Source organism: Larkinella arboricola (assembly GCF_003259745.1).
Taxonomy (GTDB): domain Bacteria; phylum Bacteroidota; class Bacteroidia; order Cytophagales; family Spirosomataceae; genus Larkinella; species Larkinella arboricola.
This window is the reverse complement of sequence record NZ_QLMC01000004.1, coordinates 503560-529125: the sequence shown is the minus strand read 5'-3', so window position 1 is coordinate 529125 and position 25566 is coordinate 503560. Positions and strand designations below refer to the sequence as shown.

15 protein-coding genes are annotated in these 25566 nt (G+C 53.4%); 9 read left to right on the top strand and 6 right to left on the bottom strand.

The genetic code is table 11. The annotated features are described in order from the left end of the window. The first annotated feature begins 300 nt into the window (after positions 1–300). From LX87_RS17855 to LX87_RS17845, 3 genes are all read left to right on the top strand, one after another. Positions 301–1761, top strand: a complete 1461-nt coding sequence (locus LX87_RS17855; RefSeq protein ID WP_111629617.1) for a nicotinate phosphoribosyltransferase — start codon at positions 301–303, stop codon at positions 1759–1761. Between the two features lie 107 nt (positions 1762–1868). Next, positions 1869–3893: an NAD(+) synthase gene (gene nadE / locus LX87_RS17850; RefSeq protein WP_111629616.1), complete on the top strand. Its 2025-nt coding sequence runs from the start codon at positions 1869–1871 to the stop codon at positions 3891–3893. A 223-nt stretch (positions 3894–4116) separates the two neighbouring features. Beyond that, positions 4117–4995, top strand: coding sequence for a DMT family transporter (locus LX87_RS17845; protein WP_111629890.1), 879 nt, complete (start codon positions 4117–4119; stop codon positions 4993–4995). 3 nt (positions 4996–4998) lie between these two features. On the opposite strand, the gene LX87_RS17840 is transcribed toward LX87_RS17845, so the two are convergent. Together LX87_RS17840 and LX87_RS17835 are read right to left on the bottom strand one after the other, a co-directional pair. Beyond that, a complete protein-coding gene (locus tag LX87_RS17840; protein WP_111629615.1) occupies positions 4999–6429 on the bottom strand; it encodes a M56 family metallopeptidase in 1431 nt (476 codons plus the stop codon). Further along, positions 6419–6808: a BlaI/MecI/CopY family transcriptional regulator gene (locus LX87_RS17835; RefSeq protein ID WP_111629614.1), complete on the bottom strand. Its 390-nt coding sequence runs from the start codon at positions 6806–6808 to the stop codon at positions 6419–6421. The genes LX87_RS17840 and LX87_RS17835 overlap by 11 nt, the downstream gene beginning before the upstream one ends. Before the next feature lie 290 nt (positions 6809–7098). Between LX87_RS17835 and LX87_RS17830 the strand changes: the two genes are divergently transcribed. Beyond that, a complete protein-coding gene (locus LX87_RS17830) occupies positions 7099–8127 on the top strand; it encodes a hypothetical protein (protein WP_111629889.1) in 1029 nt (342 codons plus the stop codon). A gap of 58 nt (positions 8128–8185) precedes the next feature. Here the strand turns inward: LX87_RS17830 and LX87_RS17825 are convergent, their stop codons facing one another. The 4 genes from LX87_RS17825 to LX87_RS17810 all read right to left on the bottom strand — a co-directional run bounded on the left by LX87_RS17825 (position 8186) and on the right by LX87_RS17810 (position 15033). Next, a complete protein-coding gene (locus tag LX87_RS17825; RefSeq protein WP_111629613.1) occupies positions 8186–8752 on the bottom strand; it encodes a phosphonate degradation HD-domain oxygenase in 567 nt (188 codons plus the stop codon). A gap of 115 nt (positions 8753–8867) precedes the next feature. Continuing rightward, positions 8868–10349: a SusD/RagB family nutrient-binding outer membrane lipoprotein gene (locus LX87_RS17820; protein ID WP_111629612.1), complete on the bottom strand. Its 1482-nt coding sequence runs from the start codon at positions 10347–10349 to the stop codon at positions 8868–8870. 11 nt (positions 10350–10360) lie between these two features. Further along, positions 10361–13681: a SusC/RagA family TonB-linked outer membrane protein gene (locus LX87_RS17815; protein WP_111629611.1), complete on the bottom strand. Its 3321-nt coding sequence runs from the start codon at positions 13679–13681 to the stop codon at positions 10361–10363. 332 nt (positions 13682–14013) lie between these two features. Further along, positions 14014–15033 carry a LacI family DNA-binding transcriptional regulator gene (locus tag LX87_RS17810; RefSeq protein WP_111629610.1) on the bottom strand — a complete coding sequence of 340 codons (1020 nt, stop codon included), beginning with the start codon at positions 15031–15033 and terminating at the stop codon, positions 14014–14016. Positions 15034–15357: 324 nt separating this feature from the next. Between LX87_RS17810 and LX87_RS17805 the strand changes: the two genes are divergently transcribed. The 5 genes from LX87_RS17805 (at position 15358) to LX87_RS17785 (ending at position 25564) form a co-directional block, all read left to right on the top strand. Then, positions 15358–18399, top strand: coding sequence for a SusC/RagA family TonB-linked outer membrane protein (locus LX87_RS17805; protein ID WP_111629609.1), 3042 nt, complete (start codon positions 15358–15360; stop codon positions 18397–18399). 83 nt (positions 18400–18482) lie between these two features. Further along, positions 18483–19958, top strand: coding sequence for a RagB/SusD family nutrient uptake outer membrane protein (locus LX87_RS17800; protein WP_111629608.1), 1476 nt, complete (start codon positions 18483–18485; stop codon positions 19956–19958). A 93-nt stretch (positions 19959–20051) separates the two neighbouring features. Continuing rightward, positions 20052–21176 carry a hypothetical protein gene (locus LX87_RS17795; protein WP_111629607.1) on the top strand — a complete coding sequence of 375 codons (1125 nt, stop codon included), beginning with the start codon at positions 20052–20054 and terminating at the stop codon, positions 21174–21176. Between the two features lie 18 nt (positions 21177–21194). Beyond that, complete coding sequence (locus tag LX87_RS17790; RefSeq protein ID WP_111629606.1) at positions 21195–22997, top strand: FAD-dependent oxidoreductase; 1803 nt, start codon at positions 21195–21197, stop codon at positions 22995–22997. A 56-nt stretch (positions 22998–23053) separates the two neighbouring features. After that, positions 23054–25564 carry a glycerophosphoryl diester phosphodiesterase gene (locus tag LX87_RS17785; RefSeq protein WP_111629605.1) on the top strand — a complete coding sequence of 837 codons (2511 nt, stop codon included), beginning with the start codon at positions 23054–23056 and terminating at the stop codon, positions 25562–25564. The last annotated feature ends 2 nt before the right edge of the window (positions 25565–25566 follow it).

The window sequence follows — 25566 nt, the reverse complement described above, 5'->3', positions numbered from 1 at the left end:
TGTTGTTTACTGCTTACGCGTTGACTCGCGTTGTTTACTGCTCGGCACTTAATGACTACGGCTCAAAATTAAGTAGTATGTATTACATAGAACCTGATCTTACATAGATGGTCATTTTATATGGATGACCGGTAAAAGGCCGTATTCTGTCGGAACGGGTACCACTTGCCAGATGCAAAGATGAGCGGACAGGTTGCATTCTTCAATAAAAAAGATGTTAACGGACGTTAAAAGAGGTTAAACGGAACCGGCTTTTGATAGTTAATAGGGAAGCAGTAGAAACACCCCTTATATATAAAGATGCTTCAACCCTTATACAATACCTCGCTCAGCCTGCTTACCGATCTTTACCAAATCACAATGGCCTACGGATACTGGAAGTCCGGCACGGCCGAGAAAGAAGCCGTTTTTAACCTATATTTCCGTAAACATCCTTTCCAGGGCGGCTTTACAATTGCCTGCGGTTTGTCGAGCGTCGTTGAATACCTGAACGCCTTTTCCTTTTCCGATGACGATGTTCAGTACCTCGGCACCCTGACCGGCACCGACGGGCAGCCCTTGTTCGATCCGGCTTTTCTGGATTATCTGCACACCTTACGCTTTACCGGCGACATCGACGCCGTGCTCGAAGGCACCGTGGCCTTCCCGAACGAGCCGCTGGTGCGGGTGCGTGGCCCCATCCTCCAGTGTCAGCTGCTCGAAACACCCCTGCTGACGCTGGTCAATTTTCAGTCGCTCATTGCTACCAAAGCCGCCCGGATGCGGCTAGCCGCCCAGAACGATACACTACTTGAATTTGGCCTCCGCCGGGCACAGGGTATCGACGGCGGCATCACCGCCAGCCGGGCCGCCTACATCGGCGGGTGTGATGCCACCTCCAACGTGCTGGCCGGAAAACTCTACGGGATTCCGGTACGCGGTACGCACGCCCATAGTTGGGTGATGTCGTTCGACAGCGAACTGGAGTCGTTTCAAGTCTATGCGGATGTACTGCCCAACAACGTGACCTTACTGGTCGATACATACGACACGATTCAGGGGGTAAAAAACGCCATCGAAGCCGGCAAAAAGCTGAAAGAAAGAGGCTACCAGTTCAGCGCCATCCGGCTGGACTCGGGCGATCTGGCCTACCTGAGCATCGAAGCCCGCAAACTGCTCGACGAAGCCGGTTTTGGGGAAACCGGTATTGTGGGCAGTAACGACCTGGACGAATATCTTATCACCAGCCTGAAACAACAGGGGGCCAGGATTAACATCTGGGGCATTGGTACCAAACTGGTGACGGCATACGATCAACCCGCCCTGGGTGGGGTCTACAAACTGGCCGCCATCCAGAACCCGGCGGGTGAGTGGGAGTATAAGCTGAAACTGTCGGAGCAGGCCATCAAGATTTCAACGCCGGGTATCCAGCAGGTCCGACGGTATTACAACGAACGCGGTTTTATCTCCGATATGATTTACAACGAGGAAACCCCACCGGCTGGCCCGTCCACCATGATTGACCCTTACGACTTTACACGCCAGCGTCGTTTTACCGAGTCAACGGCTTTTGAAGATTTACTGGTACCGGTCTTTCGAAAAGGGCAACCCGTATACACGCCCCCCGCCATTCAGGCGGTGCGGAACCGTGTTCAGCAACAACTGGCCCGGCTTCACCCCAGCATCAAGCGGTTCACCAACCCGCACGCGTACCCGGTGGGGCTTGAGCAGCAACTCCATCAGTTGAGAACCGATCTGATTCTGAAAATGCGCCAACGTTAGGAGACGGCAGGAACATCAGGCTCGACGCGATTTTCTGCGCGAATTCCTGAATAAACCAATTTCTCCTCCAGATTTGTTATTCTTGTAAAAAGCGAAAAACCACATACATGAAGCTCATAAAAGTTGCTGCCGGTGTTGTCAACCAGATCCCGATGGCCTGGGAACACAACCGCCGGACGATTATCGACGCCATTGAAGACGCTAAAAGACAGGAAGTCAGTATTTTATGCCTACCTGAGTTATGTATCACCGGCTACGGCTGCGAAGACATGTTCTTCTCCAACGAGCTGATCGAGCAGGCCAAACAAAGCCTGCTGGAAATTGTGCCGCATACCGGCGGGATTATCGTGGCCGTCAGCCTACCGCTGCGACTGGCCAATAACCGCACCTACGACACGGCCTGTCTGATTGCCGACAAGCGGATTCTGGGCTTTGTCTGTAAGCAGGTTGTCGCCAATAACGGTATTCACTACGAAAGCCGCTGGTTCCAGCCCTGGACGGCGGGCGTGCGCGACGAAATCCAGATTGGCGAATTTACCTATCCGGTCGGTGATCTGCTGTTTGATGTATCGGGCGTAAAAATCGGTTTCGAGATTTGCGAAGACGCCTGGATTGCCAACCGACCGGGCCGCAGCCTGCACGAACGCGGTGTCGATATTATTCTGAATCCCAGCGCCAGCCACTTTTCGTTTTTCAAGTCCGTGGTTCGGGAGCGGTTTGTGATCGACGGTTCGCGGGCGTTCGGCGTGAGCTACATTTACTGCAACCTGCTGGGCAACGAATCGGGCCGGGCCATTTTCGACGGTGACGCCATGATTGCCGCCAACGGTCAGCTGCTGGTGTCGGGGCCGCGTTTCAGCTACGCCGATCATATGCTGGTCTGCGCCGTGATCGACGTGGACGACACGCGTTTGAGCCAGGTCCAGAACAAGGTCAATCTGGCGTATCTGTACCCCAACCTGCGGGTAGCCGCCCAGTTCGATTTTCCGAAAATCAAGCCCGTGGTTCAGAAACCGGAACTGGAATACTGGGAACGGGGCAATCACCTCAAAGAAGAAGAATTTGCGCGGGCCGTGGCGCTGGCCCTGTTCGACTACCTGCGCAAAAGCCGTTCGCACGGTTTCGTGCTGTCGCTGAGCGGTGGAGCGGATTCGTCGGCCATTGCCGCCCTGGTGTCGCTCATGATCCGGCTGACCGACGAGAGCATCGGACTGGACGGTTTAAAAAAGAAACTGAGCTACATCAAAGCGATTCAGAATCTGAATACCGTCGAGGAAATCTGCGGTGCGTTGCTGACGACCATCTATCAGGGTACTGAAAACAGTTCGAAGGATACCTTACACTCCGCCGAGTCGCTGGCAAAATCCATCGGCGCGACGTTCTACAACATCAACATCAACGGGCTGGTCGAAACGTATACCAAACTCATTGAAGACCAGATTGGCCGGAAGCTAAGCTGGAATACCGACGACATTGCCCTGCAAAACATTCAGGCCCGGGTGCGTGCCCCAAGCGCGTGGCTGCTGGCCAACATCCATAACGCCCTGCTGCTGTCGACCTCCAACCGCTCGGAAGCGTCAGTGGGTTATGCCACGATGGATGGCGACACGGCGGGCAGCATCTCCCCCATTGCCGGCATCGACAAACATTATCTGCGCGGCTGGCTCCGCTGGGCCGAAACCGAGGGCGTGGGCGGCACGATCAAAGTGGAAGGACTGAAAGCCGTCAACAACCTGCAACCCACCGCCGAACTTCGTCCGCTTGACAAAAAGCAAACCGACGAAGAAGACCTGATGCCGTATGAGGTTCTCAATGCCATTGAGAAGGCCGCCATTCGGGATAAACAGTCGCCGAAGGAAGTCATGCAGCACATGGAGGTAATCTTTGACGGACAGTATAGTCGGGAACAGCTTTACGTGTCGGTCGACCGGTTTTTCCGGCTCTGGAGCCGCAACCAGTGGAAGCGCGAACGGTATGCGCCGTCGTTCCACCTCGACGACGAAAACGTGGACCCCAAAACCTGGTGTCGTTTCCCGATTCTCAGCAGCGGTTTTGAAAAAGAACTGGCGGAGTTGAAGGAATATGTCGACGGGAAAGATGGCCCGGGCCGAAAGGGAAAAATCGGGTTTTGACACACCGTCCCTACGGGCTAAAATCCGTAGGGACGTTTTTTACCACCCTCCTCCCGCAAAAATCTTCAGGAGAGCAACGTTTGCCCGGTTGTCGGCGTATGGCACACAATCGACAACCTTCACGACCAGTAATTTGGTAACGCAGAATGTGAGGGCACCAAACGGTTTTGCAAATTCAATGGGGCGACTGGTACAACAACAAGCTTCCCCGTACCTTTACGGTATGAAATTTTTCCTCCCCGGTCTGCTTTTTGCCGCGCTTTGGGCGTCAGCATCGGCGGCCACCAAATTCGGCGTTCTGTCGGTCGATCCGCTTATTCTGGCACAAATTCGGTTTTTTATTGCTGGTCCTCTGATGTTGCTGGTGGCGCACGGTATTCAGCGTAACGCCCTACCGAACCGGCTGGAGTTTACCCGGCTGACAATTTTTGCCCTTCTTAATACCACCATCTACCTCGGCGCGTTTGTACTGGCGCTCAAGCAGGTTTCAGCCGGAATTGGTAGTCTTTCAACGGCTACCAATCCCTTGTTCATTACCCTGATTTCGGCCCTTTGGCTTCGTCGTCCCATCCGCTGGTACGAAGGGTTGGGCATTGCGCTCGGGATGGCGGGTGTACTGCTGGCGACGTATCCGCTCCTGGAAGGCAGTTACGCAACGCTGTCGGGTCTGTTGATTCTGCTGGGCGGCATGGTTTCGGTTTCGGCAGCTACGGTATACTATGCCCGGTTTACGTGGCAATTGCCCAACCTGGTTATCAACGGCTGGCAGGTGCTGATCGGCGGCATTTTGCTTCTCCCTTTCACGCTGCTCTTTGCCGATTTTGACCACTCACACTACGACGCCCGGTTCTGGGGCTCGGTATTCTGGCTGATCATCCCGGTTTCCGTCATTGGCCTGCAACTCTGGTTTTACCTGGTTCGACAGGATGCGGTTCAGGCGTCGCTCTGGCTGTTTCTCTGCCCGATTTTCGGTTTTGCCTACTCGTCCATTCTGCTGGACGAACCGCTGACGATTTACACCTTTCTGGGCACGGTACTGGTGTTGGCGGGCCTTTATCTGGGTCAGCGCGATAAGTTTCAAAAGGGCAAAAAAGTCGCCTAACTCTTACGGCTTTTCGATTACTGTAAATTCCAGATCGACGGTGTTATTCTCAATGTCAGGCAACGGATTAATCCCAATTTGTGTCGGATTAAAATAACCCGACTCAGCCAGTGCTTTCTGGGATTGGATCAGCTTGGAGCGGTTGAAAAGCTCACCCGGGCGAACCGCAACCATTTCGAGCAACTGCTTGGTTGTGATCTTTTTATTGCCTTTAAAAACCACGTTTTCAACATTCGCCGGCTTTCCTTCAAAAACCTCTAACTCCAGATTCACCGCATTACCTACCCGTTTTTCGTGGACCTCCGTGCTAAAAAATAAATAGCCTTTATCCATGTAAAGAGACGCTACATCCGTTCCGGGCTGATTGATCAACCGGCTTGCAAACCCTTCTTTCTCATACAGATCACCGGGTCGATTGCCCAGCACATCGGTTAACTGTTCGGAAGAGTAAACCGTGTTACCCTTCCAGACTAAACGACTAATAGAAACGCCTTTTTGCGGTTTTACGTCCTGAGCCTGAAACGCAGGACGGTCATTATTTCGGAAACAGGAACCAACAAGCAGCGAGAGTGCCAGCACGGGTAGTACCATCAAAAATTTTAGCTTTTGCATAGGACTGGACGGTTTTTGAGTGAGCATTTGAATCCGGCGAATCACCTGCTTGTTCGAGAACGGAGCCATCAGGGGCAGCGGGTTTTGGGCCGTTAATTTCAGGAGCAGGTAGCCGTATGATTTGACAGTACCGCAGGTTCGGGTCACAATGGCATCGACGGCATATTCGTGGACCTGCTGAATAGCAAAATGCAGGTAATGGACAACCGGATTAAACCAGAACACAACACCCGCCAGTTCAAACAGCAGCAGATCGAGCGTGTGCCGGTGCCGGACATGAATTTCTTCGTGCAGCAACACCTGGGCCTGTTCTTCCAACGTCAGCGAATCATTTTCAGGATTAAGAAGAATCGAACGCCCGAATGAAAAAGTTGGTAAATCGGATTGTACATAAACGGCATAAGCTGCCCCCTCCTCCACCTTTGGGCTGGTTTGGATCAACCGGAAAACTGCGTCCAGACTTCGGTAAAGCCGCCAGCTTTTGTACAACACACCCAGCAGATACAGCGTCAGTAGCGTATACCCAATGAGCTGTGCCTGCCCAACAGCTTGAGTCGCATCCTCCTCAGCCTGAAAAGCAGCTTCGTTAGTACCGGATGGAATCCTATCGAACCGCAGTTCCAGCCCCATCGAAACCGGCGTACTCCACAAACCGGAGGTGGGCACTAACGGCATGAGAACACTGAACAGTACACTGGCGAGCAAGTAGATACGGTTCCACTTGAAATGGGTCAGGCGGTCGAAAAGAAGCCGGTACGTCAGGGCAAAAACCGCCATTGATACCGATACCTGGATCAGATAGAGGAAGAAGTCATTCAGCATGGCCGTCGCGTTTGGCAGTATTTCCGGCCTGATCCAGCAGTTCCATCATCCGCTGAACCTCCTCGGAGTTCAGCTTTTCTTCGCTGACCATAAACGACACGACTTTCTCCGGCGATCCTTCAAAGTAATTGGTCAAAAAATTCTGGAAGGTAAATTTCCGGTAAGCGAGTTTTGAAACAGTCGGGAAATATTCGTGGGTTTTGCCGTAGGCTTTATGACCCACAAATCCCTTTTTCTCCAGAATTCGGATCAACGATGATATCGTATTATACGGCGGTTTAGGGTCGGCCATTTGGTCGATGACATCCTTCACAAATCCTCTACGAATGGTCCAGAGAATCTGCATCACCTTCTCTTCGGTTTTCGTTAACACTTCCATAAAACAAACTTAAAACGTACAAATCAGTTATGCAACTATTTAAACAGTTAAATAACGTTAAAATACGTTGATCGATAGAAATGATCTGAGGTTTTTGATTGGAGCGCTCTAAAAATCGGAGGGTAAAACCGGGAAGCCAGAACTAGTTACAGGCCGGGTGGAAAAGCATAAAATTACTACAGAAACCCATTAAAAACCAGCACATTATACCTACAAAATAATTGCAAAATTCGGAACATCAACAGGCGGTTTTTTGTTCTATTTATATGAACACGAACACAGACAATACGATGAACACGGAAAGTAAAATGGTGCCCTTTACACCTGGTCAGCCTGCGGATGAAACCTGGCGGAAATCCATTCCGGCTCAGGTATTTCTGAACCACTTTTTCGCGATCGACTTCCACATTCAGCGGCTGGACGACCTGTTTGACATGGCCCGGTTTCCGCTGTTTCAGGAGTTTGCCCCGGCCGTAACGGATGAGCAGCGGAAGGCGCTGGAAAAACTGTTGCTCAATAGCTGGAGCGCCGAATATGCGCTGCGGATTACGCCGGTCGTGAACGATAATCAGTATTTACAAAGCTCCCTGCACTGGACATTCCCGCAAGCGTATTACAGCGTTTTGTTCGGCGTACGGGCTTTCCTGCATACGATGGGCGAACCCGTCAGCAATGAAGAAATTATTCGCCGTCGCATCGGCAACATGGTGGTGCGCGGTTACTACCCGGCTTCGATTGGCTTTTATGCCTCCGGTCCGCTGAACAATTACCGGACCATGCGGCTTCCGCTGGCGAAGTTTGATATTGCCAAACCGGACCTGATGCTGCCCTCACGCGAGTCGGCGGCTCAGATCGAGATTGCCCAATTCCTGAAAACCTCCCGCGACCGGCACATCAAAGCCCTGCGGCAGGCCATTCAGAACAATCCAAAGACGGCCCTGCGCAGTCCTAAAACGGGTAAGATTTTACAGAAATTTGGGGCGGATCAATACAAGCAATTGGGCAAGCAGATCGGTTATACAACCTATTTCGACGCCCTGAGCCGCCTACGGATTTCGTCAACCAACCGCGAGATTGAGCGGTTTGTGGAGTCGGAGATTGACGTGCGGCTGTTCCATGAATGTTTAGTGAATATCGTTTCACACATCAATGCCGTTCATGAAGCCTACATTGCCAAGGCATTGGGTATTCAGGGTTACAGGCAGTTGATTGCCAAACTGCCTTCGTACCTTCAGGAGGGTTTTCTGCGGGAACGCCTGCAAAACGTCATCGAGCCGATGCTGGAATCGGGCGATCAGACCCTGCGCATGGCGGCTTAATCAAAACCGCATTCCACATAAATCAAAAAGCCCCGGCAACACTGTCGGGGCTTTTATTTTAGGAACGGCTTTCCAGATAAGTTCGGCACAGGTCGAGGTAATGATTGGCCGACGGCATGGCGACATCCGTTTCTTTGGCCTGCTCATCCCAACCGCGCACCTGCAAGATTCCCCGAAAATACGGGTTTTGCTCAAAATCGTGCGCTTCCGCTTCGGTCATCGGCCCGCCCTGAAATTCGAGTGTTTTCAGGCTGGCTTCCGAGAGCTTATTAAAATACGCCGGATGCTTGTAGGTCAGATACCGTTTGGCATTGACATGGTGTTCAATCAGTTGGGCAACTTTCTCCGAAAAACCGCGTTCGCGCAGCCAGTCGGCGCCCAGCTTTTCATGATCGACGCGACCATAATTATCCATGTGATCTTCGGCCAGTTCCGACGGCAGCAAATGCCCAATGTCGTGCAGAAAAGCCGCAATAATTGTCTCGTCGTCGGCCCCGGCCCGTTCGGCCAGCATCGCCGATTGCAGCATGTGTTCGAGTTGGGAAACCGGCTCACCGTAATAATCATCGGCCCCGTGCTTTTCAAATAACTCCGTAATTTCAGAAATCGTCTCGTCAGTTGTCATCGTCTTTCAATGAGCGAATGAGTGAATGATAGAATGAGTGAATAGCTACCGCGATCAGCAAAAGCAAGATCTTTGATCTTATTCACTCATTCTATCATTCAATCATTCAAAATTATTACTTATCCCACCACACGGAGGTGTTGATATCATTAGGTCCCTGGCGCTGGACGGCTTCGTCGATTGACGGCTTGTTCAGGCTCAGCTCCGAACTTGGATAGGTAAACCGCACCGGAACCCGGTTTTGGTTCAGGTTCGACGGTCCCGGCTTGATAGCGGGAAAACCCGTCCGGCGCCAGTCAAACCAGGGTTCCAGACCGTTGTAAAATAACGCAATCCATTTCTGAGTTCCAATCAGTTCGAGTGCTTTTGCGTCCGCAAAAGCCACATCCGGCTGCGTCAGATACCCCGCCGGAACATCCAGCGCGTAGTAGTTGAACGAAGCCGTAATGCCTTTTTCGTAATATTCCTTGGCGTTGCCGGTGATCATCTTTTTCTGCGCGGCTTCGGCCAGAATGAATTGCAGTTCGGCGTAGGTCATAATGATGCCCTTCGCAATGTTCAGGTTGGCGTCCGTCGGGGTTCCAAAGCCGTCGATGTAATAGTTCGTACCCACGCGCGACACATTCTGAGCCCCGCCGTTGTAGGTCAGCGCCGAGTTATCGTCCAGACCATTCGGAACGCCCACGTAAGCCGGTTTTCCGGCGGCTACCGACGCGACGGTTGGGCGGGCGAAAATACCCAGCCGGGGGTCGTTCAGCTGCATCAATTTATCACCCAGAGTTTTGCTCAGCCGGAATTCATCGAACGAACCCACCCGCGAGGTATACAACGGGAACTGGTTAGGCACCGTCGGCAAATACCGCAGGGCCGCATTGTCGGAATTACTGGTAAAAATCGGCGTGGCCGTCTGGTTGCCTACAATGGCCTGCATGTCGGCTTTCACGTCGCGTTTGTTTGAAATCCGCATCAGATACCGCAGCCGCAGCGAGTTGGCCATTTTTCTCCACTTCATTACATCACCGCCAAACAGAATATCTCCGTTGACCGCACCGTTTTCCGGAGCCAGCAGGCCATTCGCTTCCGCCAAATCTTTTAGAATACCGTTATAAATGGTTTCCTGCGAATCGTATTTCGGAAAATACATCAGGTCTTTCCCCCTGATCGCTTCCGTGTAGGGCGCATCGCCGTAGGCATCCGTCACCAGCGACATCATCCACGACTTCATGATCAGCGCAATGGCCTGGTAGTTTTTCTGAACCGGCGACGAATTGGTGGCAATGTTGTACATGTTCTGCACCTCCCGGAGCGTCGAGTAGGTTACGTTCCAGATGCCGTTCTGCTCACCCCACAAATACCGGTCTTCGTTCACGAACTGGATTTTGGCCGTGTACTGCATCACGCTGTTGCCAATCCCCCAGGCCGTTCCCATGTTTTCGTTGATGGGAGCCCGGATGATGTTCGGCAGCAGCAAGTCCGGCGTAACGGTATTCGGTACGTTCGGATTGGTGTTTACTTCTTCAAAATTGTTGTCGCAGGAAGTGCCAGCGGCTACCAGCAGCAGCATATAAGCAAACAACTTAATGTATCTTCTTTTCATGAGTCAGTTTCTTATAGGTTAAACGACAGGTTAACGCCGTAATTCCGCGCCGACGGAATGGCTACCGATTCGGATCCCGGAATGACGGTTCCACCCGCCACCGAGGACGTTTCCGGATCGATATGCGGCACTTTGGTCCACAGAAACAGGTTCCGGCCCACCAGCGAAAGCGTTACGTTGCGGAATGGCAGCTTTTTGCCCATGATGCTGTTGGGCAGCGAATACCCCAGTTTGATTTCGCGCAGCTTGGTAAATGACGCGTCAAAAATGGCGCCCTCCAGCACCCGGCGACCGAGCGTAAAAGCCGTATGCCACTCACGGGCCGAAATCCGGCGCTGGTTCGGAGCAAACTGACCTTCACCGGTTTGCACCACGCCCGGCACCACATAATAGGTCCCCTCCGGTGCATTCTTGAACTCCTTGTCCGTCGAATTGTCGTAATACCCGGTTTCGCGGCCCTGCAACGTTTCCACCAGTTGCCCGGCTTCCCGACCTACCACATACGTATGCGAGTAGACTTCGCCACCTTTCCGGATATCGAACAGGAAGCTTAAATTGAAGCCTTTGTAGGTCAGGGAGTTGTTAATACCGGCCAGCCAGTCGGGGTTGTAGTTACCGAGTTTTTTCAGGTCGGTTGTCGAGATGGGCCGCCCGTCGGTTGTGGTCACCATCTGGCCGACGTACTGCCCCGTCGGATCGTAGTACGGGCTGCGGGGGTCGCTGCTCACGCGCTCGTAGGCATAGCCATACATATCGCCCATGCGCTCGTTGACGCGGGCCTGCACCGAGAAATACCGGTCGGCCAGCTCATAAGTAGAAACACCGTTGGCCAGTTCGAGTACCTTGCTGCGGTTGCGCGAGAAGTTGACGTTCATGTCCCAGCGGAAACCCACGTTGTCCAGCCGAACGGGCGTCAGGTTCAACATCACTTCCACCCCGCTGTTCTGAATCCGACCGGCGTTCTGCACAATCTGGCTGTAGCCCGTCGTTCCCGATAGCGGCAGGAAGATAATCTGGTTCCGGCTGATGGTGTTGTAGTACGTTACATCCAGCCCAACCCGGTTTTTGAGGAAACGAATATCCACACCGTATTCCTGCGAACTGCTGATTTCCGGTTTCAGGCTCAGGTTCGGAATCCGCGTCGATTCGCCAAACGTCGGCGTTGTTCCCCAGGGCGTTCCAGGGTTGTACGGCTGCGAAAACTGGTACGGTTCGGTGTCGTTCCCGACCTGCGCGTAACCCGCCCGCACCTTGGCAAATGACACCCAGGACGGCATTTTCACCCAGTCACTCACCACGGCGCTCAACGTTCCCGACCAGTAGAAGTACGAATTATCGGCATTCCCCACCACGCCGGTCGGCAGCGTCAGCGTACTCGACCAGTCGTTGCGGCCCGTCAGTTCCAGCGTCAGTTTATCCTGATAGGTCAGTTGGCCCGACGCAAACAGGCTGTTGATCCGGCGCTCATTTTGTTCTTGCCGATACTCGAGCGGAACCCGGCTGTTGTTCAGGCTGTAGACACCCGGAACCGTCAACTGGGGCGCAAAATTATCGACATAATCGTAGGTATTCAGCCGTTGGTTGCCACCCGCCGTACCGCTCAGCGTGAAGCTCTCGTTGATGCGCTTATCGACCAGAAACAGCAGATCGGTGTTGCGTTCGAGTGTTTTGACGGCCTCCCGGCGGTAGGAACCGTACGGATACCGCTGCGTGCTGAACGCCCGGCGCCGGGTCCGTAATTCGTCCTGATAATCGACCTGCGTACGGCCCTGTACCGACAGCCAGTCCGTCAGTTGGTACGCCAGCGTGACGTTCCCGATCACGCGGTTTACGTCCTGGCCGTTCGTGTTTTCGTACAGGTTGAAGTACGGATTATCGTGGTAGTTGTAGTTAAAGTTAAACTGCTGAATGTCCTCCAGACCCGGCTGCCAGTAATTCTGCATCGACTTCATATCGATGTGGCGGCCCCACCAGCAGTTGAGCAGGTACATAATGTTCTCGGTTCCGTAGCTCAGGTTCGGGCGGTTGTCGCTGTGGTTGCGGATGTAGCTGACGTTCGTGCGGGCCGTAAAACGGTCGGTCAGCTTATAACCGGCATTGAGGTTGAAGCTGTTACGGGTCAGATCGGTATTCGGTACGTAGCCTTTCTGCGCCAGGTTGGTAAACGACAGACGAAAATCGCCCTTGTCGTTGCTTCCCGTTACGGCCACGTTGTTGGTCATAATACGGCCTGTTTCAAAAAAGTCGCGGATGTTGTCAGGATGGGCAACAAACGGCGTCGGCGTAGCAACTCCGGGACCGCCGGGCACGCGGGTATCCCCGGCCCGGTAGCCTTTGTCGGTAGGCGAATCGTGCTGAACAAGCAACCGGCCGTCCATTTTCGGACCCCAGCTCTCGTCAACACCGTCGCGCAAACCGCCCCCGGAACCGTCCTGAAACGAGAATTCACCGTTCAGGCCCTGCCCGTACACGTTCTGGTAGTCTGGCAGACGTAGCACGGATTCAAACGTCAGGTTCGAGTTGACGCTCACCCCGATGCCTTTCGTGCCTTTGCCGCTTTTGGTCGTAATCACCACAACCCCGTTGGCCGCCCGCGAACCGTAGAGCGCCGTGGCGCTGGCTCCTTTCAGAACCGTCATGGTTTCCACATCGTCGGGGTTAATAAAACCTGCCCCGTTGCCGTAGTCCGCATCCTGGTTGTTGCGGCCCGACGAGCCAACGAAGTTGTTGTTGATCGGCAAACCGTCGATAACAAACAGAGGCTGATTCCCATTGATGTTCAGGGACTTTTCACCCCGGATGGTCACGCGCGACGAGCCGCCGATCCCCGACGGGCTGTTGACGACGGTTACGCCCGCAATTTTACCCGCCAACTGGCTCACCAGGTTGGTTTCCCGCGCCTGTACCAGCGCCGAATTGTCGATTTTCTGGGTAACGTAGCCCAGGTTCCGCTGCTGCTTGGAAATCCCCAAAGCCGTTACGACGACCTCGTTCAGCGCCTGCGTCGACGGCGTCAGCGAGACGTTAATCGTCGTCTGATTGCCTACCGAAACTTCTTTGGCTTCAAAACCGATAAACGAATAAATCAGCACTGCCGATTTATTCGGTACCGTCAGGGAGTACGTTCCGTCGTTGCGGCTCGTGGTTCCAGTGGCAGTTCCCTTGACAACGATTGAAACACCGGGCAAGCCTTCACCGGCTTCAGACGAAACGACTTTACCGGTAATGGTTTGCGCCAGGAGCGGCAGCGCCAAGAACAGATGAGCCAGCGTGAGAAATGCACGATAACAACTAGCCCTTCGCACGTCAGCAGAAAGTAGCTTTTTTTTCATAGTACAGTTAGGGATGTTCCGACAGCGCAGAACCTTTAAGAAGATGGTTAGTAATAGGAATGATTCCCTTGCGAAACCGCAAAGGTACTGGGCACTTATTGCGCAATTATTAAGGAAATATAAACTTACTACTACGTCCAGACGGAGTACTACAAAATTTGCATATTCCGCTATCTGAGGGCATAAATATGTAGTATTACTGCAAAATCAAAAAATATCCTATCGGAAAATTCAAAATATTATTAATATAAATCCGGGCTGGCCATATCTGTTGCCGCCTAAACCCCCGTTGTTCGGTTAAACGTAATGACTTGTCTACCGGCAGAATTCGTTTAGCCAACAGTTGAACCGCGCACAATCAATTGGGTCGGTAACATCACCTGTTCCGGCTGCGGGCGGTCGTCTTCAGCCGCCAGTTGGTTCAGCAGCAGGCGAGCCGCCTGCTGACCAATTTCATTCACCGGCTGCGATACGGTAGTTAAACCGGGTTCGATCAGGGCCGAAATCGGATCGTCGCTGAAGCCCACCACGGCAATTTCTTCCGGAATCCGGAGTCCCCGGCTTTTAATTACTTTCAGGGCTTCGATGGCGGTAGGGTCATTAATGGCAAACAGGGCATCGGGTGGCTGGGGCAGGTTGAGCAGGTGATTGACGTAAATGTTAGCCTTGTCGAGCGTGAGATCATAGGAAATAATGAGCGCGGGGTCAATCGGTATCTGGTTATTCGTCAGGGCATCCCGGTATCCGTTCAGCCGGTAGCGGCTGTTCATCAACGAATCTGGGCCAGAAAGGTGGGCAATACGCCGTTTACCGGTTTTGATCAGATGCTCAACCGCGCGGTACGCACCTTCGTAATCATCCACGGCCACTTTCGATACACTCAGTTCATCGACAATCCGGTTGAAAAACACCACCGGAATGCCCTTCCGCTCAAAGATTTTGAAGTGTTCAAAGTTGCGCGTCTCCTTCGTGTGCGACACCAGAATACCGTCTACCCGGCTGGCTAACAGCAGCCGGGTATTGGCCACCTCCGTTTCATACGACTCATTGGAGTGACAGATAATCACGTTATAACCCGCCTGGGCCAGCACCTCCTGCGCTCCGATAATCACTTTTGGGAAAAACGGACTCAGAAACTCCGGCACCATAATGCCGATGGTTTGCGTCCGGTTGGTCAGCAATGAAATAGCCAGTTGGTTGCGCTGGTAATCAAGCTGGTTCGCCAGTTCAAGCACGCGTTCACGGGTTTTCGGCTTCACGTTAGGATGGCCGGTTAACGCGCGGGATACCGTCGATTTGGATAGGTTTAAGGTTTTTGCAATGTCAATGATCGTGGTCTGGTGGCTTTTCATAAATATAACTATTCTAATTTATACCTTATTTACACAAACAGGCTCCCACTATTTTCCCACTAAATGGCCCTCTTTTTGGGAATGTTCCCAAAATTTTGGGAACATTCCCAAAAATATAAGTCAATTTTTTCTTTGTAAAATTATCATACAGACCTAATATTAAGTAAAAGAAGCGAAAAACAGAGATCTGACTGTCTTAAGGGCGATTACATCCTGCTCCAGCCAATAAAATGGATCTCTTGCGCCTTCAATCACCAAAACCCTAAAATTTGTACTTTTTCTATTACCAACCTTTAACCTTAAGGACAATGTCCCGACATACGTATGCTACTCTCTAAACCCGTTCTGGCAGCGAAGGGCCTGATTTGGCTCTTCCTGCTGTCACTCACAATTCCTTCCTTTGCCCAAAACAACCGGGGCCTGACGGTTCGCGGTCGGGTTACCTCCGGCACCGAAGCCCTGCCCGGCGTCAATGTCATTATCAAGGGGGCGCAACAAGGCACCACCACCGATGTTGACGGGCGGTATAGCCTGGCCGTACCCAACAGCGGATCCACGCTCACGTTCTCGTATATCGGCTACGTTACGCAGGAAATTGCCGTCGGCAACCGCAGCACCATCGACGTTTCGCTTCAGTCCGACGAACGGTCGTTGAGTGAAGTCGTGGTGGTAGGGTACGGAACGCAGCGCAAGGTAGAAACCACCGGTTCGATTGCCTCCATCAAATCCGCTGAACTCACCCAAACGCCGGTTGTCAACGTGGCGCAGGGCTTGCAGGCCCGGGTTGCGGGGGTGCAGGTAAACCAGAACACCGGGGCACCGGGCGGAAACGTCAGCGTTCGGGTGCGCGGTACCAACTCCATCAACGGCAACTCCGAACCGCTCTATGTGGTGGACGGCATCCAGATTTCCAACGGGGGCGGTATTACCGATGTTAGCCCGCTTTCGACGATCAACCCGAACGACATCGAGTCGGTTGAAATCCTGAAAGATGCATCGGCCTCGGCCATTTACGGGTCGCGGGCGGCTAATGGCGTTGTTTTGATCACCACCAAACGCGGTAAAAGCGGAGCCACTCGGGTGACCTTCGATAGTTACTACGGCGTTCAGAAGGTAAACAAAACCCTGCCGGTGATGAACGCAGCCGAGTTTGCGCAGCTGGAAAATGAAGTTTTCAAAAACAACTTCTACCCCGATCCGGCTTCGTTGGGCGAAGGCATTAACTGGCAGAACGAGATTTTCCGGCAGGCTCCCATTCAGAACCACCAGCTTTCGATCAACGGCGGGAACGAAAAAACGCAACTGGCGCTGTCGATGAACTATTTCGATCAGGACGGGATCATCATTAGCTCCGGGTTCAAACGCTACTCCCTGCGCCTGAACCTCGACCACAAAATCGGCCAGCGGTTTAAGGTAGGAACCAGTATTCTGGGTAGCTATTCGATCAATGACGGGATTACGACCGGTAGCCAGACCATCGGTGATGCGGGGGTTGTCACCGGCTCGATTCTGGGTGCGGCACTCGGTGCACCGCCTAACCTGAAACCGTATCGCCCGGACGGCACGGTGTTCCCGTTTGGCGAACAGGCCACCCAATACCGGGAAGTTGCCAACCCGCTGGGTTTTGCCGCCCAGTTAAATGAACGGAGCATCAAACGGGTCCTGGCCAATGTGTACGGCGAAGCCAATATTGCTAAAGGACTGACCTACCGGGCTTCTTTCAACGTCGATCAACGGGCCGAACTGTACAACAACTACAACCCCCGTTCCATCATCAACCGGACTGACCTGAACGACAACTCCGGCTCGGCCCGCAAAGACAACATCAATTACCTGGCCCTGCTGCACGAAAGCATCCTGACGTACAATACGGTTTTTGGGAAAGACCACACCCTGAAAGGAACGGCGGTTTTTGCAACCCAGGCCGAAATGTATAACGACAACAGCATCAGCGCCACCGGTTTCCCGAACGACGCAACGCAGAACGAAGCCCTGCAACTGGGTCTCACCCGCACCGTCAGCAGCAACCGGAACCGCCAACGGCTGGATTCGTACATGGGCCGTGTCAACTACGGTTTTAAAGATAAACTGTTTGTGGATTTCACGGTTCGGGTTGATGGATCGAGCAAGTTCGGCGCCAATCACAAGTACGGGGTGTTCCCGGCTGTATCAGCCGCCTGGCGGTTGATCGAAGAGCCTTTCCTGAAATCGGTTACCTGGATTTCGGACCTGAAACTGCGGGCCAGTTACGGGATTACCGGGAATGCCGGTGGCATCAATCCCTACCAGTCGCTGGCAACGGTTTCGGCTTCGGGCAGTAACTACAACCTCAACCACGCTTATGTAACCGGTATCAACCCTTCCGGTATTGCGAACCCGGATTTGCGGTGGGAGCGTTCGGCCCAGACCAACATCGGTTTTGATTTGAGTTTGCTGAACAACCGGGTTAGTTTTATCGCTGATGTGTACCACAAAAACACAAAAGACCTTTTGTACGTAAAAGCACTGCCCCTAAGCTCCGGTTACAGTACAATCACGGGTAACTTTGCATCGCTGGAAAACAAAGGAATCGAACTGGCCGCCAATGGACGCATTCTGGATGGGCCGGTGAAATGGGATATCTCGGCCAACGTGACCTTCAACCGCAACAAAGTGCTGGGCCTCGATGGTGGTGTAACCAACGAACGGTTTGTAACGACTTATACCATCCTGAAAGTCGGCGAACCCCTGGGTCTGTTTAAAAACTATGTTTTTGACGGCATCAACCAGACCGGTGAAACCATTTTACCCGGTTACGACGGCCGGATCGGTGGTCATAAAGTAAAAGACGTAACCGGCGACGGCCAGATTACGGCCGATGATCAGGTCATTACCGGTAACCCGAATCCGAATTTTATTTACGGTTTTTCGACCAACCTTTCTTACAAAGGATTTGATCTGAGCGCGTTTTTCTCGGGCTCACAGGGCAACGACATTTACAACGCCAGCCGATTGTCGTTCGAAAATCCGGCGGGTCAACGGAACATGCTGAAAGGGGTTGTCAATCGCTGGTCGCCGACGAATCCGAGCAACCAGTACGCCAGTGCCTTTGTGGCCGGCCGGTTGCCAATTACCAACTACGTGGTGGAAGACGGTTCCTACATGCGCCTGAAAAACCTTACCATCGGTTACAACGTGCCCCGCATCAAGGGTGTTCAGGGTATCCGGGTGTATGTCAGCGGTAACAACCTGCTCACCTTCACCAAATACAGCGGATTTGACCCTGAGGTGAATACGTTTGCGGGGTCAAACACGGTGATCGGTGTTGACAACCTCGTGTACCCACAAGCGAAATCATTCCTGGGCGGTATTCAAATCACATTATAATTGAGCGAATTGTGATTAAGTGATTGGGCGGTTTTGTTAGCTCCTTCACTCAATCGCTCATCCACTCAATCACTCAATCCATCATGAAAAAGATATTCATTCCGATACTCGCAGCGTTTTTGCTAACCTCCTGCGAACTGGACGAAACCATTTACTCGTCCATTTATACCGAAGCCTTTTACAAAACAGCCGCTGATGCCGAGAAGGGGCTGATTGCCGCCTACGGCCCGATGGGTGACCTGGGCAGCGGCCCTGCCCTGACCCTGCTGGCCGACATGAGTGACGACCAGACGTACCCTCGTTCGGTGGTGGGGCGCAGTACGCTGACCCTCTTCACGTATGATGTAAACTACACCAATCAGAAAAGTAACGGGCGGCTGATGGAATCGCCCCAGCAGGTCTGGGCGGCCAGCTACGACGGTATCGAAAAAGCCAACTGGGTGATTGCCAAAGTGCCGGAAGCGTCGATGGACGAAACCCGGAAGAAGCAAATCCTGGGTGAAGCCTATTTTCTGCGCGCTTTTTACCACTGGATGCTGGTGAAAAACTTCGGAGATGTGCCCATCAAGATTACACCAAGTTACACCGAAGCCGAAGCCCTGACGGCAAAAAGCCCGAAAGCGGAGGTATTCAAACAAATTTACGCGGATCTGGAACAGGCCGAAGCCGCCGGACTGCTCTCTTACCCGTCCGTCGAGAAAGGGCGCCCCGCCAGGGAAGTTGCCACCGCACTGTACGCTAAAGCCGCTTTGTATAACGAAGATTGGGCAAAGGCGCTGGAAAAAGCGAACGCAGTCATCAATTCTGGCAAGTACAAACTGATGCCCGAAGTGAAAGATGTGTACCGGTACGACAAGGAAGACGAAGCCCGGATCGAAAACATGTGGGCCTACGAAGTCGACCCGATCTCTCCGGGCCGGAGCCACCAGTTGGTCGGTTTATACGGTCCCAGCGGTAGCGCCGGTGCCGAATACGCCCGGACGTCTTTTGGTTCAATGTTCGCCTATCAGTCGTTCTTCGATTCATTTGATCCGACTGACAAACGCCGTACGCTGCTGGACACCAACTACCTGAACAAGAGCGGGAAGGTGGTCGCTCAGAAAGACATTACGCCCATTTCGGCAAAAGGTGTGCTGGTCAAAAAATACCAGGATCCGGTGTCGACCATCGGCTCGATTCCCAACATCCCGATTCTGCGGCTGCCCGATATGTACCTGATTGCCGCCGAAGCCGAAGCCCGCCTGAACGGCCCGACCGCAACGGCCTACGGATTTATCAATACCGTTCGCAAACGGGCTGGGCTGGCCGACCTGAAAACCGGCTTGTCGAAGGACGCCTTCATCGACGCCGTAATTCAGGAACGTGCCTGGGAGTTTTTTGCCGAGGGTGACCGCTGGTACGACCTGACCCGCACCGGTAAGTTCCTGACCGTTATCCCGAAAGCCGTCAACGATGTATACCCTGTGCGGAACGTGCAGCCGAAAAACCGGTATTTCCCGATTCCGCAGGACGAACTGAACGCCAATCCGAAGCTGGAACAGAACCCGGAGTGGAAGTAACAACGAGTAGTTCATTTACGGTATTCGGTTTATTCCCATAAGGGCCAATAACCAGTTGTTGGAGCAAATCGAATACCGTAAAATCATAAGAAAATGCGTAAACAGGGCTGGTTGTTTTTTGGATGGGCGTTGCTGGTGTATTTCGGTTTTCCGGAAAGCGCCCGGGCTGCCGTGGCTCCGCCGGAGAAAGTCCGCGAATACACCATTACCGAAAATGATACGACTTCGTATGTGCTGAAACTGGCTTTTGACGAATCGGGCAACCCGTCGTACTACTTCCGCAATGTGTTTACTCCGGTTTGTCTGACGGGCGAATGCAAACCCGTGTACATCAACTTTTACTGGGATTTGCTGGGCAATTACCTCCGGTTCGACTTTCCGCCCCGCGAGGTACTAACCAAGATGGACCACGAGGAATTCAAGCCGGAAGATTACGAAAAATTGCAGGATATTTTGAGCAACTCCAACTCGCTGCTGAAAGACGTGGCGATGGAAGACCTGATTGGCAAAGGCACCGAAAACCTGGCCGACTCGGTGGATGCGAAGGCCGGAGCCACCCTGAAAACCATCAAAAACGTGGTGATCGACGGGGCGGTGTACACCTGTTACACACTCTGGCACCTCGCGCACGGGTCCGTCGTGGATGAGATGCTGAAAATTACCGAAACCTACCGTACCGACGCCCTGCTGCACCAGTTTCTGAACAGCACCAACCATCATTACCAATACTGGGCAATGGAGCGGGTGATCGATCAAAGCGGGACGGTTGCCGCATCGTTTAGCGCCGATTTGATGCAGATTATGCGCGCCAAAAACGTTTTCACCGCCCGACACGCCCTGCAAAAAGTAAACAGTCAATTCTTTTCGAGCGCCGAGCGGCAAACCTGGCTGTGGGAAACCTACACGAAGGCCAGCTATCCGCTGCAAATTGCCATCCTGAAAAAACTGGCGACGGTTCCCTTTCGCGCTCCGCTGGCCCAACAGACGGCGCAGTTCTTACTGAAAGCCAATCCGGAGCAGTTTAAGCTGATGCTGAATTTGCTGGCGGCCCAGCCCCGGCTACCGGAAAAAGCCGTGCAGACACTCGCGAATCACCTGACTGATTCCAACGCGGACTATACCGCCGAAATCTACCGGGTTCTGACGGCTTTAAAACCCCGGAGTCCGCTGGTTCAGCATAAAATGAGAATCTATAAAGAGGCTATTTCTAAATCCTAACTACACCCGATCAATGCCATGAAAACCGTACTCAGAATAATCGTATGCCTGCTGATAGGCTGGCGGGCCGTTGCCCAGGACCACATTTTTGTGGAAACCGAATCGTTTGAAAACAAAGGAGGCTGGGTGATTGACCAACAGTCGTTTGTAGTTATTGGCTCGTCGTATCTGATGGCGCACGGCATGGGCCGCCCCGTGAAGGATGCGACCACCACCGTCAGTTTCCCCAAAAAAGGCAAATACCAGCTTTGGGTCCGTACTAAAGACTGGGCACCGTTTCCGAAAGGCCCGGGCAAATTTCAGGTCGTACTGGATGGAAAACCGGTCAATACCATCTTTGGCGAAAGCGGTTCCGACGCATGGAAATGGTATCCGGGTGGCGAAATCGATGTCAAAACCGATCAGCTTAAACTCGCCCTCCACGACCTGACGGGTTTTAATGGCCGCTGCGACGCCATTCTGTTTACCAACGCGCCCAAATTTACGCCCCCCGACAAACCCGCCGAACTGACGGCTTTTCGCAACAAACTATTGAACCTGACCGACAAACCCGCCGAAGCCGGAAACTATGATCTGGTGGTAGTCGGTGGCGGTATTGCCGGAACCTGCGCGGCCATTTCGGCGTCGCGGATGGGCTTGAAAGTTGCGCTGATTCAGGACCGTCCGGTGCTGGGCGGCAACAACAGCTCCGAAGTCCGGGTGCATTTGCGGGGTGATGTAGACAAAAACCACTACCCGAAGCTGGGCCGGATTGTCCGGGAAATGGATAACGGCGACCCCGGAAACGGCCATCCGGATGGTCAGGAATACGGCGATACCCGGAAAACCGACATTGTCAAAGCCGAGCGAAACATCACGCTGTACCTGAATACGCACGTTCATAAAATCGAGAAAAAGGGCAACGCCATTACCGCCGTCATCGGGCGCGACATTGCCACCAACAAGGAAGTGCGGTTTACGGGCACCTACTTCTCCGACTGCACGGGCGACGGTACGCTGGGCCATCTGGCCCGGGCCGACTACCGGTTTGGCCGGGAAAGCAAAGCCGAAACCGGCGAATCGCTGGCCGCCGAAAAAGCGGACGATTTCACGCTGGGCACCTCCAATCTGTGGGCCTCGCTGGAGCGCGATACCGCCACCTCTTTCCCCGAAACACCCTGGGCGCTGCCGTTCTCGGACGAGTACCACATCGACGAAGCGCGGTCGGACTGGCAGTGGGAAACCGGTTTTGGCAACTTCAATACCATTACCGACGCCGAGAAAATCCGCGATCACAACCTGCGGGCGATCTTCGGTAACTGGTCGTACCTGAAAAACAACAAGAAAGAGAAATACGGCAAGCGCGAACTGGCGTGGGTGGCTTACATCGGCGGCAAACGCGAATCCCGGCGGTTGCTGGGCGACCATATTCTGACCCAGATGGATATTCAGGAAGGCAAGCAGCATCCGGACGGCACCGTTACGGCCACCTGGACCATCGACCTGCATTTCCCGGACTCCAAAAACAGCAAATACTTTGAGGGTCAGGAGTTTTTCGCCGGAACGAAGCACATCAAAGTAGCGCCCTACACCATCCCGTACCGCTGTTTGTATTCGAAGAATATCAACAACCTGTTCATGGCCGGTCGGAACATCAGCACCACGCACGTGGCCTTCGGCAGCACGCGGGTGATGCGGACCTGCGGCATGATGGGCGAAGTGGTCGGTTTTGCGGCTTACGTGGCGAAAAAATACAACACGTCACCGCGTGGGGTCTATCAGGAACATTTGCCGGAATTCATGGCGATCATCAAGGACGAGCCAACGGCGGCTAAACCGTAATGTGATTCATCAGCCCACGATTCGTTTCATCGTGGGCTGTTAACCCGGTTCTTACAATGAAATACCTTCTTAGTTTAGCATCTATTTTATTCACGGTCAGCAGCTTTGCCCAGAAGCCCAAAACCGTTAGCCTGTCAAACGACCGGATTCAACTGGTTTGGGAATCGACGGCGAACGGCTGGCGGTTACAGAAAGTAGCCGCCCAGAAAGGCAAGCAATGGCAGGCACTGGCCAAACCGTCCGGCGAAAATACCTTGCTGTATGCGGCTGAAAAACCGTCGGACAAACCGGAAACGACCTTTAAAACCATTACCGGCCAGGAATTTCCGGGCAAAGAATACCATTACCAAACTGCGCAATGGGCTGAAACCACCAGTCCGGTGGCGCTGAATACCGCCGGGCAAACTATCCATTTCTTCCCGAAAGAAGCCAAGCAGGCTAGTAAAAACAGCCTCACGTTCCGGCAGGAAACCGACGCGGCCACGGTCAGCACCGAATGGAGTATTGACCCAAAATTCCCGCAGGATGTGGTAGTAAAACAAACGCTGACAGCTAAAAAAGGGGGTTATTTCTCGCTGGCGTCGCCCACGCTGGCCGATATTCCCGAACAGAATCTGACGTGGGCGACGGTGCCGGGCTATTTTCAGGGCAATAAACTCCAGCCCAATTTTGTGCTGGCCTACGCTTACGGTCACGGCATTCCGACGCTGCCGGTATTGTACCGCGAACGCTGTGCCAGTACGCTGTCGCCCATGATCAGCACGAAAAACGGCCTGACGCTTTCGGTTATTCCCGAACCGGGGCTGGCCCGCGACCCGTGGGCGAACGACAAGATCACGCAACTCGACTGGAACATCGGCCTGTCGCACATGAACCGTAAGGCGCAACTGTCACCCACGCTGTATTTCCCGGTGCTGGGCGAACCCAAATCGGCCCTGAAATCCGGCGAAACCGTGAGCTACACCTTCCGCTACAGCCTGACCGACGGCGACTGGTTTAAGGCGCTGAATCACACGGTGTACGACATTTACCAGTTTAAAGAATCGCTGGCCCTGCGGCAAAGCAAACAGTCGCTGACCGACCGCATCCAGAAAATGCACCACTACCTGACCGACCCGAAAACCTCGCTCTGGAACGTGGAAGAATTTGAGGGCAAAAAGATTGGCGCGCAGTCGTACCTCGGCGGGGTGGTTGGGTCCAACAAGGATGCCATGAAAAATTCGGACTACGGCGCGATGTGGATGCTGGCAACCGCCACCGGCGATCCGCTGCTGACTAACAATGTGTTGCCCTACGCCGAAAACTTCAAGCTCGTTCAGCAGGAAACCGCCGATAACTTTTTCAAGGGAGCCGTCGAAGGGCAGTATTATTTAGCCAAATCGAAGAAGTTCGTCGAGGAATGGGGTGCGGTAGTCGAACCGATTGCGCTGACGTATTATACCATGCTCGACATCGGTAATATGCTGCTGTTCAAACCCGACGACCAGGAACTGAAAGACCGGTTACGGTTTGGTGCCGAACGGTTGCTGACCTGGCAAAAACCGGATGGTAGCTGGGCGGTGGCCTACGACAAGCAAACGGAAAAAGAAATTTTCAAGGACATTCAGGATGTTCGGCCCACGTTTTACGGCCTGATCGTTGCGAACCGCATCCTGAAAGACCCGAAATACCTCGCGGCCGCCCGTAAAGGCGCCGATTGGCTGATCAAAAATGCCGTCGAAACCGGGAGTTTTCTGGGCGTCTGTGGCGATGCCCGCTATGCCCCCGACTTTGCCACCGGTCAGTCGGCCCAGGCGTTTCTGGATTTATACGACCTGACCCGTGACGAACGGTATAAACAGGCTGCCATTACCTGCGCCAAAATTTACACCACGTCGATTTACACCCACCCGATTGCCAGCCGTAAACCCAAAACCGTCAACGGCACCCCGCGCGAAGACTGGGAGATCAACCAGTCCGGTCTGAGTTTCGAACACGGCGGTATTTTCGGCTCGGCGGGGCGGCACGGTCCGATTCAACTGGCGAGCCATGCCGGGATGTTTATCCGGATGTACGGCCTGACGAAAGAACCCATTTTTGCCGACATGGCCCGCGCCGGAACCATTGGTCGAGATGCGTTTGTGGACCCGAAAACCAGCGTGGCCTCCTACTATTGGCAGGCCATGAACCGGGGTGCCGGGCCGTATCCGCACCACGCCTGGTGGCAGGTTGGCTGGCTGACGGATTATCTGCTGGCCGAAGCGGAATTGCGTTCGAACGGAAAAGTAACGTTCCCGCGTGGGTTTGTTACCCCCAAAGTCGGGCCGCACCAGACCTACGGGTTTGCCGCCGGAACCGTCAACGGAGAGAAAACGAAACTGCTGATTGACGAAAACCGGGTCAAAATCGACAATCCCTCGGTCGATTACATTCTGGCCCAATCCGAAAAGCAGAATAAGACTTTTGTGATTTTGCTAAACAACAGCGCCCAACCGTCTGACTTTCAAATAACAGTTTCCGACAAACCGGCAAGCCGCAAGCAATTACCGCCGTTTGGGCTGGAGGTTCTTACGCTTGAGAATAAGTAACG

Bases quoted from the DNA above. Each gene is read 5' to 3' on its own strand.
- nadE (WP_111629616.1), top strand. From the start codon at position 1,869: ATGAAGCTCATAAAAGTTGCTGCCGGTGTTGTCAACCAGATCCCGATG.
- LX87_RS17795 (WP_111629607.1), top strand. From the start codon at position 20,052: ATGCGTAAACAGGGCTGGTTGTTTTTTGGATGGGCGTTGCTGGTGTAT.
- LX87_RS17820 (WP_111629612.1), bottom strand. From the start codon at position 10,349: ATGAAAAGAAGATACATTAAGTTGTTTGCTTATATGCTGCTGCTGGTA.
- LX87_RS17805 (WP_111629609.1), top strand. From the start codon at position 15,358: ATGCTACTCTCTAAACCCGTTCTGGCAGCGAAGGGCCTGATTTGGCTC.
- LX87_RS17815 (WP_111629611.1), bottom strand. From the start codon at position 13,681: ATGAAAAAAAAGCTACTTTCTGCTGACGTGCGAAGGGCTAGTTGTTAT.
- LX87_RS17790 (WP_111629606.1), top strand. From the start codon at position 21,195: ATGAAAACCGTACTCAGAATAATCGTATGCCTGCTGATAGGCTGGCGG.
- LX87_RS17855 (WP_111629617.1), top strand. From the start codon at position 301: ATGCTTCAACCCTTATACAATACCTCGCTCAGCCTGCTTACCGATCTT.
- LX87_RS17800 (WP_111629608.1), top strand. From the start codon at position 18,483: ATGAAAAAGATATTCATTCCGATACTCGCAGCGTTTTTGCTAACCTCC.
- LX87_RS17825 (WP_111629613.1), bottom strand. From the start codon at position 8,752: ATGACAACTGACGAGACGATTTCTGAAATTACGGAGTTATTTGAAAAG.
- LX87_RS17845 (WP_111629890.1), top strand. From the start codon at position 4,117: ATGAAATTTTTCCTCCCCGGTCTGCTTTTTGCCGCGCTTTGGGCGTCA.
- LX87_RS17810 (WP_111629610.1), bottom strand. From the start codon at position 15,033: ATGAAAAGCCACCAGACCACGATCATTGACATTGCAAAAACCTTAAAC.
- LX87_RS17785 (WP_111629605.1), top strand. From the start codon at position 23,054: ATGAAATACCTTCTTAGTTTAGCATCTATTTTATTCACGGTCAGCAGC.
- LX87_RS17840 (WP_111629615.1), bottom strand. From the start codon at position 6,429: ATGCTGAATGACTTCTTCCTCTATCTGATCCAGGTATCGGTATCAATG.
- LX87_RS17830 (WP_111629889.1), top strand. From the start codon at position 7,099: ATGAACACGGAAAGTAAAATGGTGCCCTTTACACCTGGTCAGCCTGCG.
- LX87_RS17835 (WP_111629614.1), bottom strand. From the start codon at position 6,808: ATGGAAGTGTTAACGAAAACCGAAGAGAAGGTGATGCAGATTCTCTGG.